Here is a 14644-nt window from a genome sequence, read left to right as displayed (position 1 = left end):
TGCACGGTCGCTCGGCCGGGCGGCTCAGAGGAGGGGATCATGGGCGAGAAGGTCGTGGCGACGCGGGCGGACCTGTCGGACCGGCAGCTCTACCGCCGCAAGCTCCAGTCCTGTCTCGACGCACTCGGACGGATGCTCCGGGAGGAGCGCTTCGACCGCCCCAGGGCGGTGATGGGTCTGGAGATCGAGCTCAACCTGGCCGACGAGCAGGGCCTGCCGGTGATGAACAACGCCCAGGTGCTCAGTGCGATCGGCTCGAGCGACTTCCAGACCGAGCTGGGCCAGTTCAACATCGAGGTCAACATCGCGCCGCACCGGCTCTGCGGCCACGTCTTCGAGGAACTGCGCGAGGAGATCGACACCGGTCTGCGCTACGCCGACCGCAGGGCCGCCGAGGCCGGGGCGCGGATCGTGATGGTGGGCATCCTGCCGACCCTGGAGCACGACCACACCGGGCTGGACGCGATGTCCCAAAACCAGCGCTACAGCCTGCTCAGCGACCAGATCCTGGCCGCCCGCGGCGAGGACATCACGCTGGACATCGAGGGTGTCGAGCACCTCCAGCTGGAGTCGATCACCATGGTCGCCGAGGCCGCCGCGACCTCGCTGCAACTGCACCTGCAGGTCACCCCCGAGCGGTTCTCCTCGGTCTGGAACGCCGCCCAGGCGATCTGCGGCGCGCAGCTGGCGCTGGGCGCCAACTCGCCCTTCCTGTTCGGGCGCGAGCTGTGGCGGGAGACCAGGCCGGTGCTGTTCCAGCAGGCCTGTGACACCCGTTCGGCGGAGCTCAAGGCGCAGGGCGTGCGCCCGATCACCTGGTTCGGCGAGCGCTGGGTCGACTCGGCGTACGACCTGTTCGAGGAGAACCTGAAGTACTTCCCGGCGCTGCTGCCGATCTGCGACGACGAGGACCCGCTCAAGGTGCTGGCCTCCGGCGGCGTGCCGCGGCTCGCCGAGATGCGGCTGCACAACGGCACGATCTACCGGTGGAACCGGCCGGTGTACGACGTCAGCGGCGGGGTGCCGCACCTGCGGGTGGAGAACCGGGCGCTGCCGGCCGGGCCGACCGTCGCCGACACGCTGGCCAACGCGGCCTTCTACTACGGGCTGGTCCGGGTGCTGGCCGAGCAGTCCCGCCCGATCTGGACCAGGATGCCGTTCGAGCGGGCCGACGAGAACTTCCGGCAGGCCGCGCGCTACGGCATCGACGCCGTCCTGCAGTGGCCGCGGCACGGCCGGGCCGGTCGCGGCGGAGGACTGGCCACCGTCCCCGCCGTCGACCTGGTGCTCAACGAGCTGCTCCCGCTGGCCCACCAGGGGCTGGACGAGTGGGGCGTCGAGCCGGCGGACCGGGACCGCTACCTTGGCATCATCGAGCAGCGCTGCCTGCGCCGGGTCAACGGCGCCTCCTGGCAGAGCGCCACCTTCCACCGGCTACGCGAGCAGTTCGGGATGGACCGGCCGGCCGCGCTGGCGGCGATGACCCGCCGGTACGTCGAGTACATGCGGGCCGGGGAGCCCGTCCACACCTGGCCGGTCGGCTAGGTTCTCCGGTATCGCGAGCCCGTGGGTCCGCCCCGGCCGGTGGGTTCCTGACCCGGCCCCGACGCCCTCCTGTGGAAGGATGACCGCTCCGGCGGTCGGCCGACGGCCGGAGCGATGCCGGACCGCTGGAGCACGCCGTGACCACCGCCTCGACCGAACAACCGGAGACCGCGAAGCCGACGCGCCGGCTGCTCGGTGTGGAGCTGCTGACCGTTCTCGGCCTCTCGCTCGGGGCCAGCGGCATCGGTGCGCTGATCAGCTTCACCGGCTCGCTCACCGAGACGCTGAAACTCGGCCAGCAGGTCGCGACCCTGAACGCCTCGCGCGCCCCCGGCCGCCCCTGGCTGGACCTCGCCTGGCAGCTCTACTACGTCGCCCGCGGGCTGATGCCGGTCGTCCTGGTCAGAACGCCATCCTGGAGGAGGTCGTCGTCCTCGGCTACCTGCTCCCCTCCTCCCAGGTGGTCGCCCAGACCAGCTCGTAGCTCCCGGTGAGCTCGCGCAGCCACCGGCCGTGCCGCGCGGAGAGCAGGACGGTGTAGCCGAGCAGGGTGTGGGTGTCGAAGTCGCCCTCCGGGCCGGGGCAGACCGGGTTGAGCACGCCGTCGACGTCCAGGAACAGCAGTGGCTTCGGCCGCCGGGTCAGGGGTGCGCGCCGGCGGCGGGCACGACCGGTTCGGCCGCCTCGCCGGACCGGGCGGCGGGGGCGGCGGGGGTGCGCCGGGCGAGCCGGCGGACCTGCGGCTCCAGCAGCACGGCGGCGCTGAGCACCAGGGAGATCGCCGCACACGCCCAGAGCGCGCCGGAGAGGCCGAGGGCGTCGGCGGCCGGCCCTGCCAGCGCGGTGCCGAGCGGTGCCAGGGAGAGCGAGCCGAGCTCGTCGTAGGCGGCGACCCGGGAGAACGCCTCGGCCGGGATCTCCTGCTGGAGCGCGATCATCCAGTTGACGCCGAAGACGGTGACCCCGACGCCGGAGAGGAACATCGCCGCCGCCAGGACCGGCAGCGGGGCAGCCACCGCGAGGGCGAGCGCCGGTACGCCGAACAGGAAGACGCCCCAGTTGCCGACCAGCAGGATCCGGCGCGGATGCCAGCGGACCATCAGCAGACCGGTGGAGACCAGACCGGTCCCGTAGGCCGCCATCGCCAGCCCCCACGCCCGCGCCCCGCCGAGGTGCTGCCTGGCGACGATCGGCCCGTAGACCGCCTCGACGGCGCTGACGCAGGCCACCAGCACGGAGAACTGGAGCACGATCACCCAGAGCCAGCGGCGGGAGGCGAACTCCTGCCAGCCCTCGCGCAGGTCGCGCAGCATGCCGCCGCCCCGGGCGGTGGTGAGCGGCTGGGTCTCCAGGAAGAACCGCAGGACGGCGGCGACCAGGAAGCAGCCGGCGTCCACGGCGAGCACCCAGCCGGGGCCGATCGCGGCGGTCAGTGCGCCGCCGAGCGCGGCGCCGCCGATCTGGGCGCCGTTGAGGCCCATCCGGAACACCGAGAAGGCGCGTGCGGCGTGTTCGGGGGCGACGCTCTCCATGATCATGCCGCCGGCGGCGGGGGAGTAGAAGGCGTAGCCGGCGCCGCCGGCGGCGGAGAGCAGCAACAGCTGCCAGAGTTCGGCCCCACCGGTGAGGACGAGGGCGGCGAGGGCCGCCTGGGCGACGGCGCTGAACAGGTTGGCGGCGACCATGATGTGGTGGCGCGGCATCCGGTCGGCGAGGGCGCCGCCGAGCACCAGCAGCAGCACCGTGGGCAGCAGCCGGGCGGCCGTGCGGCCGTGACGTAGCCGACGTCCGCGGTGGAACCGCCACCCTCCAGGACGGCGAACGCGGTGGCGATGGGGGCGCCCGCGTTGCCGAGCCCGCTGATCACGGTGGCGGCGGTCTGGATGCGGAAGTTGCGGCCGGCCCAGGCGAACCGGGGGGCGTGCGGGGGTGGGGGTGGGCTCTGCACCCCGTGACTATGCCGGGGCGGATGCACCGTGTCCATCCGATAACCGGACGATCTGGTGGTGGGCTGGTGAGCCGGTGGGTCCCGGTGCAGTGTGGCCCCGGTGCGGCGTGGCGGTGTTGTGGTGTGGCAGCGCTCGGGCGGGAGTCGGGGAGCCCGGTCGTGCCGGTGCGGCGGGGTCAGCCGAGGTGGCCCCGGAGGAAGCTGAGGGTGCGCTGCCAGGCGATCCCGGCCTGCAGCGCGTCATAGGTGCCGAGCAGGTTCTCGTCGTTCATGAAGGCGTGCCCGGCCGGGTAGAAGTGGACCTCGGGCCGGACGTCGGTGGCCTCACCGATCCGGATCGCGGCCTCGTCCACGTCGGCCATCCGGATCGAGCGGTCGTGCTCGCCGAAGTGGCCGAGGACGTGGGCGGTGAGGCCCCGGTAGTCGAAGTCCGGGTCGGGCGGCAGCCCGTAGAACGGGACCACCGCGGCCACCCGGTCGCCCTCGGCGGCGGCCAGCAGCAGGGCGAAGCCGCCGCCCATGCAGAAGCCGACCACCCCGACCGCGTCGCCCACCACGCCGTCCAGGCCGAGCAGGAAGTCCACCGCGCCACGCAGGTCCGCCACGGCCCGCTCGACCGGCAGCTCGCGCTTGAGCCGGGCGGCCTCGGCGCTGTCGTGGGTGGTGGCGCCGCCGAAGAGGTCGGGTGCGAGGACGGTGAAGCCCTCGGCGGCGAAGCGGTCGGCCATCGAGGCGACGTGCGAGGTGAGCCCCCACCACTCCTGCACGACCACCAGACCGGGCCCGACGCCCTGCGGCGGGCGGGCCAGGTAGCCGTGGGCCTCGCGGCCGTTTGCTCGGGAAGGTGACGTTCTGCCGGGAGCCGCCCTGGTCAGGCATGGCTTCCTCTCGGGAGCCGCCCTGGTCAGGCATGGCTTCCTCTCGGTGGGACGGGCCGCGCGCGGCGGCGGGGTCGGCGGTGGTGCAGCGGGTGGGCCGGCGGTCCGGCCGTCGGTACGGCCGAGGGCCCGTCGGCCGGCGGGTGGATCAGCCCATCTCCTCCAGGGCCCGGCCCTTGGTCTCCTTGATGCAGAAGGCCACGAAGGGGATGGAGAGCAGTGCGAAGACCGTGTAGATGACGTACGTCGCCGACAGGTTCCAGTCGGCGAGGTCGGGGAAGCTGACGGTGATCGCCCAGTTGGCGATCCACTGGGCCGAGGCGGCGACGGACAGCGCGAGTGCCCGGATCCGGTTGGGGAACATCTCGCCGAGCAGCACCCAGACCACCACGCCCCAGGAGAACGCGAAGCAGAACACGAAGACGTGCGCCGCGACCAGCGCGACGGTGGCGTACGTGTCGTCCAGGGTGGCGGTGTCGCCGGTGCCCACCCGGAAGGAGAAGGCCCAGGCCGCGGTGGCGAGGGACGCCGCCATGCCGGCCGAGCCGGCCAGCGCCAGCGGCTTGCGGCCGATCCGGTCGACCAGCACCATCGCGACCACCGTGCCGATCACGTTGACGATCGAGGTGGAGAGGCTGATCAGCAGCGAGTTGGACTCGTTGATGCCGACGGACTGCCAGAGGAAGGACGAGTAGTAGAAGATCACGTTGATGCCGACGAACTGCTGGAACACCGAGGCGCCGATGCCGATCCAGACGATCGGCAGCAGGCCGAAGCGCCCGCCCGTGAGGTCCCGGGCGCGGGGCTTGTGGGTGGACTCCAGCACCGCGCGGATCTCGGCCACCCGGGTGTCGAGGTCGACCCCCTCGCCCTCCACCTCCACCAGCACCTTGCGGGCCTGGGCCTCGCGGTGGTCGGCGATCAGGAAGCGCGGGGACTCCGGGATCGCCAGCGCCATCAACCCGTAGACGAGGGCGGGCACGGTTTCGACGCCGAGCATCCACTGCCAGGCCTGGATGCCGCCGAGGTGGCCGGTGGACTCGCCGCCGGCGGCCTGGTTGAGCGCCCAGTTGGCGAGCTGGGAGACGGTGATGCCGAGCACGATCGCCATCTGCTGGAACGAGGCGAGCCGCCCCCGGTAGGCGGTGGGCGCCACCTCGGCGATGTAGGTCGGGGCGATGACGGAGGCGATGCCGATCGCGACACCGCCCATCACCCGCCACAGCGCCAGCACTTGGACGGTGGGCGGGAACATCGAGCCGATGCCGCTGATCGCGAAGAGGGTGGCGGCCAGCAGCATCGTCCGGACCCGGCCGAGGTGGTCGGCGAGCCGGCCGGCGGCCACCGCGCCGGCCGCCGAGCCGAGCAGCGCGATCGCCACCACGAAGGCCGTCTCGCCGTTGCCGACGCCGAAGTGCTTCTGGATGCCCGTCACCGCACCGTTGATCACCGCGCTGTCGTAGCCGAACAGGAAGCCGCCCATCGCGGCGGCCGCCGAGATGAACACGACGTGCCCGAGGTGCGCCTCGCCGGAGACCGGATGACTGCGGGTTGTCGACACGGACGCTCCCCGGGTGGACGGGCCCGTCGGCGCGGCCGAGTGGGCAGGATTCGTCTCACATTCGATCAGTGTCGGCCCGGATCCGCCCGATTTCCGGCTGTTCGGGTGACCGCGTGTCAGGGGCGCGGCGCGCCCGCACGCCCGGAAGTGCGCCCCGCGCGCCGGGCGTTGCGGCGGAGCACCTGGCCGCGGACGGCGGCGTCGAGGCCCTGGCCGCGGTCGGCCAGCCGCTGGGCGAGGGCGTGCTGCTCGTCGGCGGGCTTCTTGTCGTCGTACTTGAACTTGGCGCGCACCTCGCGGACCGTCAGCCGCAGTCCGCACAGGCCCGGCAGCTGCCGGCCGAGCGGGCCCTCGCCGGGGACGACGCGGACGTCCGGGGTCTCCGGCTGGAAGTGCGCGAGTTGCCGGTTGAGGATCTCCGCCTTGCCTGCCGCGTCCTCGACCGGCTCGGCCGTGCAGTGGAAGTGCACCGAGGCGTAGAAGCTGGTCGGGGTGCCGGGCTCCCCGCGCCAGTGGCCGGGGGCGAACGCGTAGTCGTCGGTGACCGCGAGGGTGACCGCCGGGTCGGCGCGGACCGCGGCGAGCAGCGGGTTGGGTGCGGCGAGGTGGAGCAGGATCTCGCCGCGCCCGGCGTCCAGCAGGAAGTGCGTCGGGACCAGCACCGGGCCCTCGCCGGGCGGGCCGTTGGCGGCGAGCAGGCCGAAGTCGCGGCCCTCGGCGAGCCATGCCCGCCACTCGTCCTCGTCACCGCGGTCCCAGGATCGGATCAGCATCGCGTGCGCCGGTCAGCCGACGAGGTCGCGCAGGTGCGCCGGGAGCGGGACGGTGGTCGAGGCGTGCGGTGTGGGCGTGCCCAGCACGGTGGACACCGGCACCACACCGGCCCAGAACGGGAGGTCGAGGTCCGCCTCGTCGTCGTCGGCGTCGTCGTCACGGGTCTTGGCGGACACCTCGTCCAGGACCAGGCGGATGACGGCGGTGGCGGCGAGCTCCTTGGCGTTGGCCGGACGGACCTCCGCGGAGCGGCCGGGGACGGCCTGGTCCACCAGCGCGTCCAGCGCGACCGACAGCTCCGCGGGGTCGGTGACCTGGTGGGCCGTGCCGTGGGCGACCACCGAGCGGAAGTTGACCGAGTGGTTGAACGCCGACTTGGTGAGCACCAGCCCGTCGACGAGCGTGACGGTGACGCAGACCGGCAGGCCCTGCTCGCCCTTGGCGCCGCGCATGGGGCGGCTGCCCGTGGAGCCGTGGATGTAGAGGCGGTCGCCGACGCGTGCGTAGATGGTCGGCAGCACGACCGGAGCGCCGTCGGCTATGAAACCGAGGTGGCAGAGCCAGGTGCTGTCCAGGACGGCGTGGATCGCCTCCTGCTCCCAGGTCGCACGCTCCTTGTACCGGGTGGGGGTGGTCCGCGGGGTGCGGGCGTAGGACGCGGCGCCGTCTGACATGACAACCTCTATGTACTAGTGCATAATCTCGTTTGTGCTAGGAGACTATCCGATCAAGGGGCGGCGCGCCAGCGATATCGCGGCCGACGTCGAGCAGGGTGTCAGCAGCGGCCGGCTCGCGCCGGGCACCGCACTGCCCCCGCTGCGCGAACTCGCCGCCGAGCTCGGGGTCAACCCCAACACGGTCGCCGCCGCCTACCGGCTGCTCCGCGACCGCGGCGTGATCGAGACCGCCGGTCGCAAGGGCAGCCGGATCCGCTCCCGGCCCGCCCACACCCCGCGCGACCAGATCCGGCTGCCCGTCCCGCCGAACGCCCGCGACCTCTCCCACGGCAACCCCGACCCGGGCCTGCTGCCCGACCTCACCCCGGCCCTCGCGGTCGCCGCCGAGGCCGCCCGCCGCGACCCGGTGCGCTACGGGCATCCGTCCGCCGACCCCGGGCTGCTCGCCCTGGCCGCGGAGGGCTTCCGGTCCGACGGCCTGCCGGACGCCCCGATCGCCGTCGCCTCCGGCTCGCTCGACACCATCGAACGGATCCTGCTCGCCTGGCTGCGCCCCGGCGACGCCGTCGCGGTGGAGGACCCGGGCTGGGGGAGCCTGCTGGACCTGCTGCCGGCCCTCGGCCTGCGCGCGGCGCCGGTGCGCCTGGACGACGCCGGGCCGCTTCCCGAGTCGCTCGACGAGGCGCTGGCCCGCGGCGCCCGCGCGGTCGTGGTCACCAGCCGGGCGCAGAACCCGACCGGCGCCGCGCTCAGCGCCGAGCGCGCGCAGGAGCTGCGCGCCGTACTGGCCGGCCACCCCGACGTGCTGCTGATCGAGGACGACCACGGCCACGGCATCGTCGACCAGCCGTACCACCCGCTGGTCGGCGCCGGGCCGGCGCGCTGGGCGGTGGTGCGCTCGGCGGCCAAGGCGTACGGGCCGGACCTGCGGCTGTCGGTGGCGGTCGGCGACCCGGACACGGTGGGCCGGGTGCTCGGGCGGCAGCGGCTCGGCGCGGGCTGGGTCAGCCACCTGCTCCAGCGCACCGTCGCGGAGCTGTGGCGCACCGACGCGGCGCCGGCCGCGCAGGTGGCGGCCGCCTACCGGGAGCGGCGGGACGCCCTGCTGGGCGAGCTGGGCGCGCGCGGGATCGAGGCGCACGGCGCGAGCGGGCTGAACGTGTGGGTGCCGGTGCCGGACGAGACCACGGCGCTCTCCGCGCTGGTGCAGCGCGGTTGGGTGGCGGCGCCCGGGGCGCGCTACCGGCTGCAGTCGCCGCCCGGGATGCGGATCACCGTCTCCGAGCTCGACCCCGCCGATGCGCGGCGGCTGGCCGGCGACCTGGCGGCCGTCCTGGGAACGGACGGTGCCGTCTCGCGACTGATCTGAACCGCCCGGTAACACATCGAGAAACCTGCTGCAGATACCTAGCGGTAACAACCGCGGGCATGTCATCTTCATCGCGCCACCGGCCGGCGGCCCACCCTCACCTACGCGTCTCCCCCGTCCCCACACACGGGTGGGACCGACAGCAGGAGTTCCGCCGTGCCCGAAAGAAGTTCGAGCATCACCCGCAGAACCACCCGCTTCACCCGGCGACTGCTCGCCGCCGCCCTCGCCCTCCCGCTGAGCGCCCTCGGCCTGGTGGTCGGTGCCGCCGCCCCGGCCCGCGCCATCGGTGCCGCCGCCCCGGCCCGCGCCACCGCCGGGACGGGAACGACCGCCAGCGTCACCCTGGGCGACAGCTACATCTCCGGCGAGGCCGGGCGCTGGAAGGGCAACTCCCTTGCCACCGGCGGAAGCCGGGCCGGTACCGACCGGTCCTGGACGGGCAGCGGATACGACCCGGCGCGGATCTACGGCAGCACCTACGCGAGCGGGTGCGACCGCTCGGACGTCGCCGAGGTGCGCAGCGCCCCGACCGTCGCGCAGACCCGGATCAACCTGGCCTGCTCCGGCGCCGTCGCCGCCAACGTCTACCGCGCCGCCAACGGCGGCCAGTCGTTCAAGGGCGAGGCCCCGCAGGCCGACCAGCTCGCCGCCGTGGCGGCCCAGTACGACGTCAAGGCGATCACGCTCTCGATCGGCGGCAACGACCTCGGATTCTCCGACGTCATCGAGACCTGCGGAGAGCGGCGATCACGTTGTTCGCCACCACCCTGCCCTGGCGGGCGGAGGCGGTCCAGATCAGGGTGCGGCAGGGGAGGACCCGGCCGTCGGTGAACTTGCCCTCGATGCCGCGCCCGCGCAGCACCTCCAGCGCGGCGGTGCCGAGCGCGTCGCCCAGCTCGGGCATGAGCTTGGGGGCGATGTCGATCAGGTGCCACTTGATCTGCCGGGCGTCCAGGCGGGGGTAGCGCAGGGCGGCCGCCGAGGTCAGCCGCTGCAGGCAGGCCGCCGTCTCGGTGCCCGCGTAGCCGCCGCCGACCACCACGAACTGCAGCCGGGACTCGCGCTCCCGCTGGTCCAAGGTGGCCGAGGCGAGGTCGAGTTGGGCGATCACGTGGTCACGGACGTACGTCGCCTCGGCCAGCGTCTTCATGCCGCGCGCGTCAGGCCGGGGATGTCGAAGGTGCGGGTGACGCTGCCGGGCGCGAGCACCAGGTAGTCGTAGCGCTGCGCGACCACCTCGTCGGTGATCTTGCGGACCACGCAGACCTTGCGCTACTGTCCGCCACACCCACCTCGACCAGGCCCGGCTGCTGGCGCTGGATCCGGTGGCGGACGTCGCCGGGGTGCGGCGGGCCCTGCAGGGGATCGAGGCGGTCTGTGCGGGTGGTGCGGCGGCCGGTCCGGCGGCGGGGGACAGTCCCGGGCAGCGCTTCCGCTGGCTGACGGCGCCGCGCAGCGCGGTGGTCCAGCCGGGGCCGGTGCACACCGGGCTGACCGCAGACCCGGAGACGGAGTTGCGCCGGCTCTTCGACCAACTGGTGCTCTGAGCCGGCGGCTGGTCGTCCCGCGGTCCTCGCCGGGGTGGGACGGGCGGCCGGGGTGGGACGGGCCGGGCCGGGGGCGGACCGTTGCCGTGGTCAAAGCTTGAGTTGCTGAAGCACTCCGCCGTACCCTTGCCCCATGGGTTCGACAGCGACGACGACCGTACCGACCAACGCCGAGTTGATGGAGGCGCTGGCCGCCGTGGGCGCCGCCTACTTCCATGACTTCGCCGCGGCGGCGGCCCGCCACGGGCTCTCCTCCTCGCAGGCGAAGGCGCTCGGTGCGGTACGGGAGCCGGTGCCGATGCGGGCGCTGGCCGGCCGGCTGGGCTGCGACGCCTCGAACGTGACCGGCATCGTCGACCGGCTGGAGTCGCTGGGCCTGGCCAACCGCGAGGCGGCGGCGGGCGACCGGCGGGTGAAGATCGTCGTGATCACCGAGCAGGGCCGGGAGATCCTCAACCTGATCCGCGGCGAGATGGCCCGCACCCACCAGGCCTTCGCGGAGATGAGCGACGAGCAGCGGGTGGCGCTGCACTCCATCTGTGCCCAGGTGCTCCCGGTGCTCGCCGGCCGCTCCGCCGGCGCGCAGTAGCGGGGCGGCGGAGCGGCCTGACGCGGGAGCGTCGCCACGACGGAGCGCCCCGGCGAGGTGGCGCTGCAACGAGGTGCCGCTGCAACGAGGTGGCGCTGCAACGAAACGAGGGGAGCGCCGCGCGTTGCGGGCTGCGCCCGCGGCGGCACCGGTGGTAGCGGCCGGTCCGGCGCCGGTCCGGCTGACCTCGGCTGTTAGGCTTGCGAAGCGTGAGCGCGAAGCCCCAGATCCCCAATGTCCTGGCCTCCCGGTACGCCTCGGCGACCCTGGCCCAGCTCTGGTCCCCCGAGCACAAGGTGGTCCTCGAGCGCCACCTGTGGCTCGCCGTCCTGAAGGCCCAGCAGGACCTCGGCGTGGAGGTGCCCGAGGGCGCCGTCGCCGACTACGAGCGGGTGATCGACCAGGTCGACCTCGGCTCGATCGCCGCGCGTGAGCGGATCACCCGCCACGACGTGAAGGCCCGGATCGAGGAGTTCAGCGAGCTCGCCGGCCACGAGCAGATCCACAAGGGCATGACCTCTCGGGACCTCACCGAGAACGTCGAGCAGCTGCAGATCCGCCAGTCGCTGGAGCACGTGCGCGACCGCACGGTCGCCGTGCTCGTCCGCCTGGCCCGCCTCGCCGCCCAGCACTCCGAGCTGGTCATGGCCGGCCGCTCGCACAACGTCGCCGCGCAGGCCACAACCCTGGGCAAGCGGTTCGCGACCGTCGCCGACGAGCTGCTGGTCGCCTTCAACCGCCTGGAGGAGCTGATCGCCCGCTACCCGCTGCGCGGGATCAAGGGCCCGGTCGGCACCGCCCAGGACATGCTGGACCTGCTCGGCGGCGACACCGAGAAGCTCGCCGAGCTGGAGCGCCGGGTCGCCGGCCACCTCGGCTTCGAGAACGTGCTCACCAGCGTCGGCCAGGTCTACCCGCGCTCGCTGGACTTCGAGGTGCGGCCAGGTCTACCCGCGCTCGCTGGACTTCGAGGTGCTCACCGCGCTCGTCCAGCTGGCCGCCGCGCCGTCCAGCCTGGCCAAGACCATCCGCCTGATGGCCGGCCACGAGCTGGTCACCGAGGGCTTCAAGGAGGGCCAGGTCGGCTCCTCCGCGATGCCGCACAAGATGAACACCCGCTCCTGCGAGCGCGTCAACGGCCTCGCCGTCATCCTGCGCGGCTACGCCTCGATGACCGCCGAGCTCGGCGGCGACCAGTGGAACGAGGGCGACGTCTCCTGCTCGGTGGTGCGCCGGGTCGCGCTGCCGGACGCGTTCTTCGCCTTCGACGGCCTGCTGGAGACCTTCCTGACCGTCCTCGACGAGTTCGGCGCCTTCCCCGCCGTGATCGAGGCCGAGCTGGACCGCTACCTGCCGTTCCTCGCCACCACCAAGGTGCTGATGGGCGCGGTGCGCGCGGGCGTGGGCCGGGAGACCGGGCACGAGGTCATCAAGGAGCACGCCGTCGCCTCGGCGCTCGCGATGCGGGCCGGCGCGCGGGAGAACGAGCTGCTGGACCGGCTGGCCGCCGACGAGCGGATCCCGCTGGACCGCGGCGCGCTGGACGCGCTGCTCGCCGACCGGCTTGCCTTCACCGGCGCGGCCGGCGCCCAGGTCGCCGAGGTGGTCCGCCGGGTCGAGGCCGTCGCAGCCGCCCACCCGGAGGCCGCCAAGTACGCTCCGGGCGACATCCTCTGACGGCTGGTCACTCACGGCAGTCTCGGCGAGGGCTCCGTCACCGTTCGGGTGGCCGGGCCCTCGCCGTTCTCGCTGTCCCCGGGCGGGCCCTGGGTGTGCCTCCTAGGAGGCGCCGGCGGCCGGGTGGCCGGGATCGAGCGGTGGGGCGTTGGTGCCGCAGTTGTAGCGGCAGTCCGGCTCGGCCACCGGGTGGTCCTGGGGCGCGAGCGCGAGCACGTTGCCCCGGACGGTGGTGAACGCGATCAGGGCGCCCGTGACCAGCAGCCCCGCGCAGATCAGCATCGCGGTGTGGAAGGCGGCGTCCACCGACGAGGGCACCCGGTACGCGTCGCCGCTGAGGCCGGCCAGTGCGGGCAGCGCGGCGACCGCGAGCAGGCCGGCGGCGCGGGCGGCGGCGTTGTTGACCCCGCTGGCGATGCCCGCGTGCCGGACGTCCACCGCGGCCAGCACCGTCGCGGTGAGCGGTGCGACCAGCAGCACCATGCCGCAGCCCATCACGGTGACGGCGGGCAGCACGTCCGTCCAGTACGAGGCTCCGGGCCCGATCCGAAGCATCAGCAGGACCCCGGCCGCACAGAGCAGCGGGCCGACGGTCAGCGGCAGGTGGGGGCCGATCCGCTTGCCGAGCCGGCCGGCCCGGGCGGAGAGCGTGAGCATCAGGACGGTGATCGGGACCAGCGCCAGCCCGGAGACCAGCGGCGAGAAGCCGGCGACGATCTGCAACTGCACGACCAGCAGGAAGAACACCCCGCTGAAGGCGGCGTAGACGCAGAGGGTGACGAGGTTCACCGAGGTGAACAGCCGGGAGGAGAAGAGGTCGAGCGGCAGCATCGGCTCCGGGGTGCGGCGCTCGACCAGGACGAAGGCCGTGCCGAGCAGCAGGCCGGCCACGGCGGTGATCCAGACGCCGGCGGACAGCCCCTCACCGGCCGCGGTCAGCGCGTAGGTGAGCGAGCCGAGGGCCAGGGCGGCCAGCACCGCACCGAGCACGTCGAACCGCCCGGTCGCGCTCTCGTCCCGGCTCTCCGGCACGTGACGGGTGGCCACCGCGACCACCAGGACGGCCAGCGGGACGTTCAGCAGGAAGATCCACCGCCACCCCGGGCCGTCCACCAGCCAGCCGCCGACGAAGGGGCCGACGGCGGCCGCCACCCCGCCGAGGCCGGACCAGAGGCCGACCGCCGCCGAGCGGTCGTCCGGGTGGAAGACGGCCTGGAGCATCGCCAGCGACCCGGGCGTGAGCAGTGCTCCGCCGACGCCCTGCACCGCGCGGGCGGCGATCAGCACTTCGATGGTGGGTGCGGCGGCGCAGGCCGCCGAGGCGGCGGCGAACCAGACCACGCCGAGCAGGAAGATCCGGCGCCGGCCGTAGCGGTCGCCGAGTGCGCCGCCGAGCAGGATCAGGCCGGCCAGGGTGAGCAGATAGGCGTTCAGCGTCCACTGCAGGGCGGCGAGCGGCGCGCCGAGGTCCTCGCCGATCCGGGGCAGGGCGACGTTCACCACGGTGCCGTCGAGCATCGCCATGCTGGAGCCGAGCACCGTCGCCAGTAGTACCCAGCGCCCCTGCGCGGTGCTCAGGCGCAGGGTGCCGGCCTCGGAAGTGGCCACGGCCCGATGGTCCGCCCCCGGGGCCCTAGTGACAAGGGTCACCGGGGGTGTGTCGGCGGCTGGCTTTCCGTGAGTGATCGTGTGCGGACGGCCAGCGAAATGGGCGGAGTGTTGCGGATCAGTGGCGCGCCGTTAATGGATTGTGCACGTACTGTGCAGCGGATCATCCGGAGCGTCACGGTGCTGTCGGCGGAATTCCCCGATTCGGGAGATCGACATTGCTTCGCTCGAACGGATGGGTTTTAGTTCAGCGACCGCCCGGCGTCAGCCCGGGTGGCCACCGGGTGGAACGCCTAGTCCTGCCGCTGCCCGGTGGTTCGAACTGAACTCTGTACGGCAGGAGCGGGGGACCCACAGGTAAGTCGCCGGACCGGAATTCGCGGTCCGGCTTGGGGTGAAGCCGCCTATGCGGCCGGGCAACTCCAGCCCGAACCCGACAGCTCACCTCGCAGGCGTCGGAGAGGAACT

General features: G+C 73.4%; 11 protein-coding genes, 4 pseudogenes and 1 riboswitch. Of the genes and pseudogenes, 7 read left to right on the top strand and 8 right to left on the bottom strand.

Features of this window, described 5'->3' with window-relative positions:
* The first annotated feature begins 39 nt into the window (after positions 1–39).
* A complete protein-coding gene (locus MCM47_RS28575) occupies positions 40–1545 on the top strand; it encodes a glutamate--cysteine ligase (RefSeq protein ID WP_238864562.1) in 1506 nt (501 codons plus the stop codon).
* A gap of 137 nt (positions 1546–1682) precedes the next feature.
* A pseudogene (locus MCM47_RS28570) lies at positions 1683–1949 on the top strand (CPBP family intramembrane glutamate endopeptidase); the annotation flags it as partial.
* Positions 1950–1983: 34 nt separating this feature from the next.
* On the opposite strand, the gene MCM47_RS28565 reads toward MCM47_RS28570, so the two are convergent.
* The 6 genes from MCM47_RS28565 to MCM47_RS28540 all read right to left on the bottom strand — a co-directional run bounded on the left by MCM47_RS28565 (position 1984) and on the right by MCM47_RS28540 (position 7380).
* Positions 1984–2145, bottom strand: a complete 162-nt coding sequence (locus MCM47_RS28565) for a hypothetical protein (RefSeq protein WP_238864561.1) — start codon at positions 2143–2145, stop codon at positions 1984–1986.
* A gap of 41 nt (positions 2146–2186) precedes the next feature.
* A complete protein-coding gene (locus MCM47_RS28560) occupies positions 2187–3287 on the bottom strand; it encodes an MFS transporter (RefSeq protein ID WP_238864560.1) in 1101 nt (366 codons plus the stop codon).
* A gap of 382 nt (positions 3288–3669) precedes the next feature.
* Complete coding sequence (locus MCM47_RS28555) at positions 3670–4266, bottom strand: dienelactone hydrolase family protein (RefSeq protein ID WP_238864559.1); 597 nt, start codon at positions 4264–4266, stop codon at positions 3670–3672.
* Between the two features lie 253 nt (positions 4267–4519).
* On the bottom strand, positions 4520–5932 hold the full coding sequence (locus MCM47_RS28550; protein WP_238864558.1) for a sugar porter family MFS transporter: 1413 nt from the start codon (positions 5930–5932) through the stop codon (positions 4520–4522).
* A 116-nt stretch (positions 5933–6048) separates the two neighbouring features.
* Positions 6049–6705, bottom strand: coding sequence for an FMN-binding negative transcriptional regulator (locus MCM47_RS28545; RefSeq protein WP_238864557.1), 657 nt, complete (start codon positions 6703–6705; stop codon positions 6049–6051).
* A gap of 12 nt (positions 6706–6717) precedes the next feature.
* The gene (locus tag MCM47_RS28540; RefSeq protein ID WP_238864556.1) at positions 6718–7380 is read right to left on the bottom strand and encodes a pyridoxamine 5'-phosphate oxidase family protein; all 663 of its coding nucleotides are present in this window, start codon (positions 7378–7380) and stop codon (positions 6718–6720) included.
* Between the two features lie 34 nt (positions 7381–7414).
* Between MCM47_RS28540 and MCM47_RS28535 the strand changes: the two genes are divergently transcribed.
* Complete coding sequence (locus MCM47_RS28535; RefSeq protein ID WP_238864555.1) at positions 7415–8752, top strand: aminotransferase class I/II-fold pyridoxal phosphate-dependent enzyme; 1338 nt, start codon at positions 7415–7417, stop codon at positions 8750–8752.
* A gap of 156 nt (positions 8753–8908) precedes the next feature.
* On the top strand, positions 8909–9586 hold the full coding sequence (locus MCM47_RS28530) for a hypothetical protein (RefSeq protein WP_238864554.1): 678 nt from the start codon (positions 8909–8911) through the stop codon (positions 9584–9586).
* Here the strand turns inward: MCM47_RS28530 and MCM47_RS28525 are convergent.
* A pseudogene (locus MCM47_RS28525) lies at positions 9513–10024 on the bottom strand (FAD-dependent oxidoreductase); the annotation flags it as partial. The gene MCM47_RS28530 and the pseudogene MCM47_RS28525 overlap by 74 nt on opposite strands.
* Positions 10025–10041: 17 nt before the next feature.
* Here MCM47_RS28525 and MCM47_RS28520 point away from each other — a divergent pair.
* From MCM47_RS28520 to purB, 3 genes and pseudogenes are all read left to right on the top strand, one after another.
* Positions 10042–10302, top strand: a pseudogene (locus tag MCM47_RS28520) (DUF3037 domain-containing protein); the annotation flags it as partial.
* A gap of 133 nt (positions 10303–10435) precedes the next feature.
* On the top strand, positions 10436–10891 hold the full coding sequence (locus MCM47_RS28515) for a MarR family winged helix-turn-helix transcriptional regulator (protein WP_238864553.1): 456 nt from the start codon (positions 10436–10438) through the stop codon (positions 10889–10891).
* A 209-nt stretch (positions 10892–11100) separates the two neighbouring features.
* Positions 11101–12568, top strand: a pseudogene (gene purB, locus MCM47_RS28510) (adenylosuccinate lyase).
* A gap of 102 nt (positions 12569–12670) precedes the next feature.
* Here purB and MCM47_RS28505 read toward each other — a convergent pair.
* Positions 12671–14176 (bottom strand): MFS transporter, encoded by a 1506-nt coding sequence (locus MCM47_RS28505; protein WP_238864552.1) that lies wholly within the window; start codon positions 14174–14176, stop codon positions 12671–12673.
* Positions 14177–14486: 310 nt separating this feature from the next.
* Positions 14487–14644: riboswitch (cyclic di-AMP (ydaO/yuaA leader) on the top strand.

Source organism: Kitasatospora sp. A2-31 (assembly GCF_022288725.1).
Taxonomy (GTDB): domain Bacteria; phylum Actinomycetota; class Actinomycetes; order Streptomycetales; family Streptomycetaceae; genus Kitasatospora.
The sequence above is the reverse complement of the archived record's forward strand: the minus strand, read 5'-3'. Positions and strand labels throughout refer to the sequence as shown.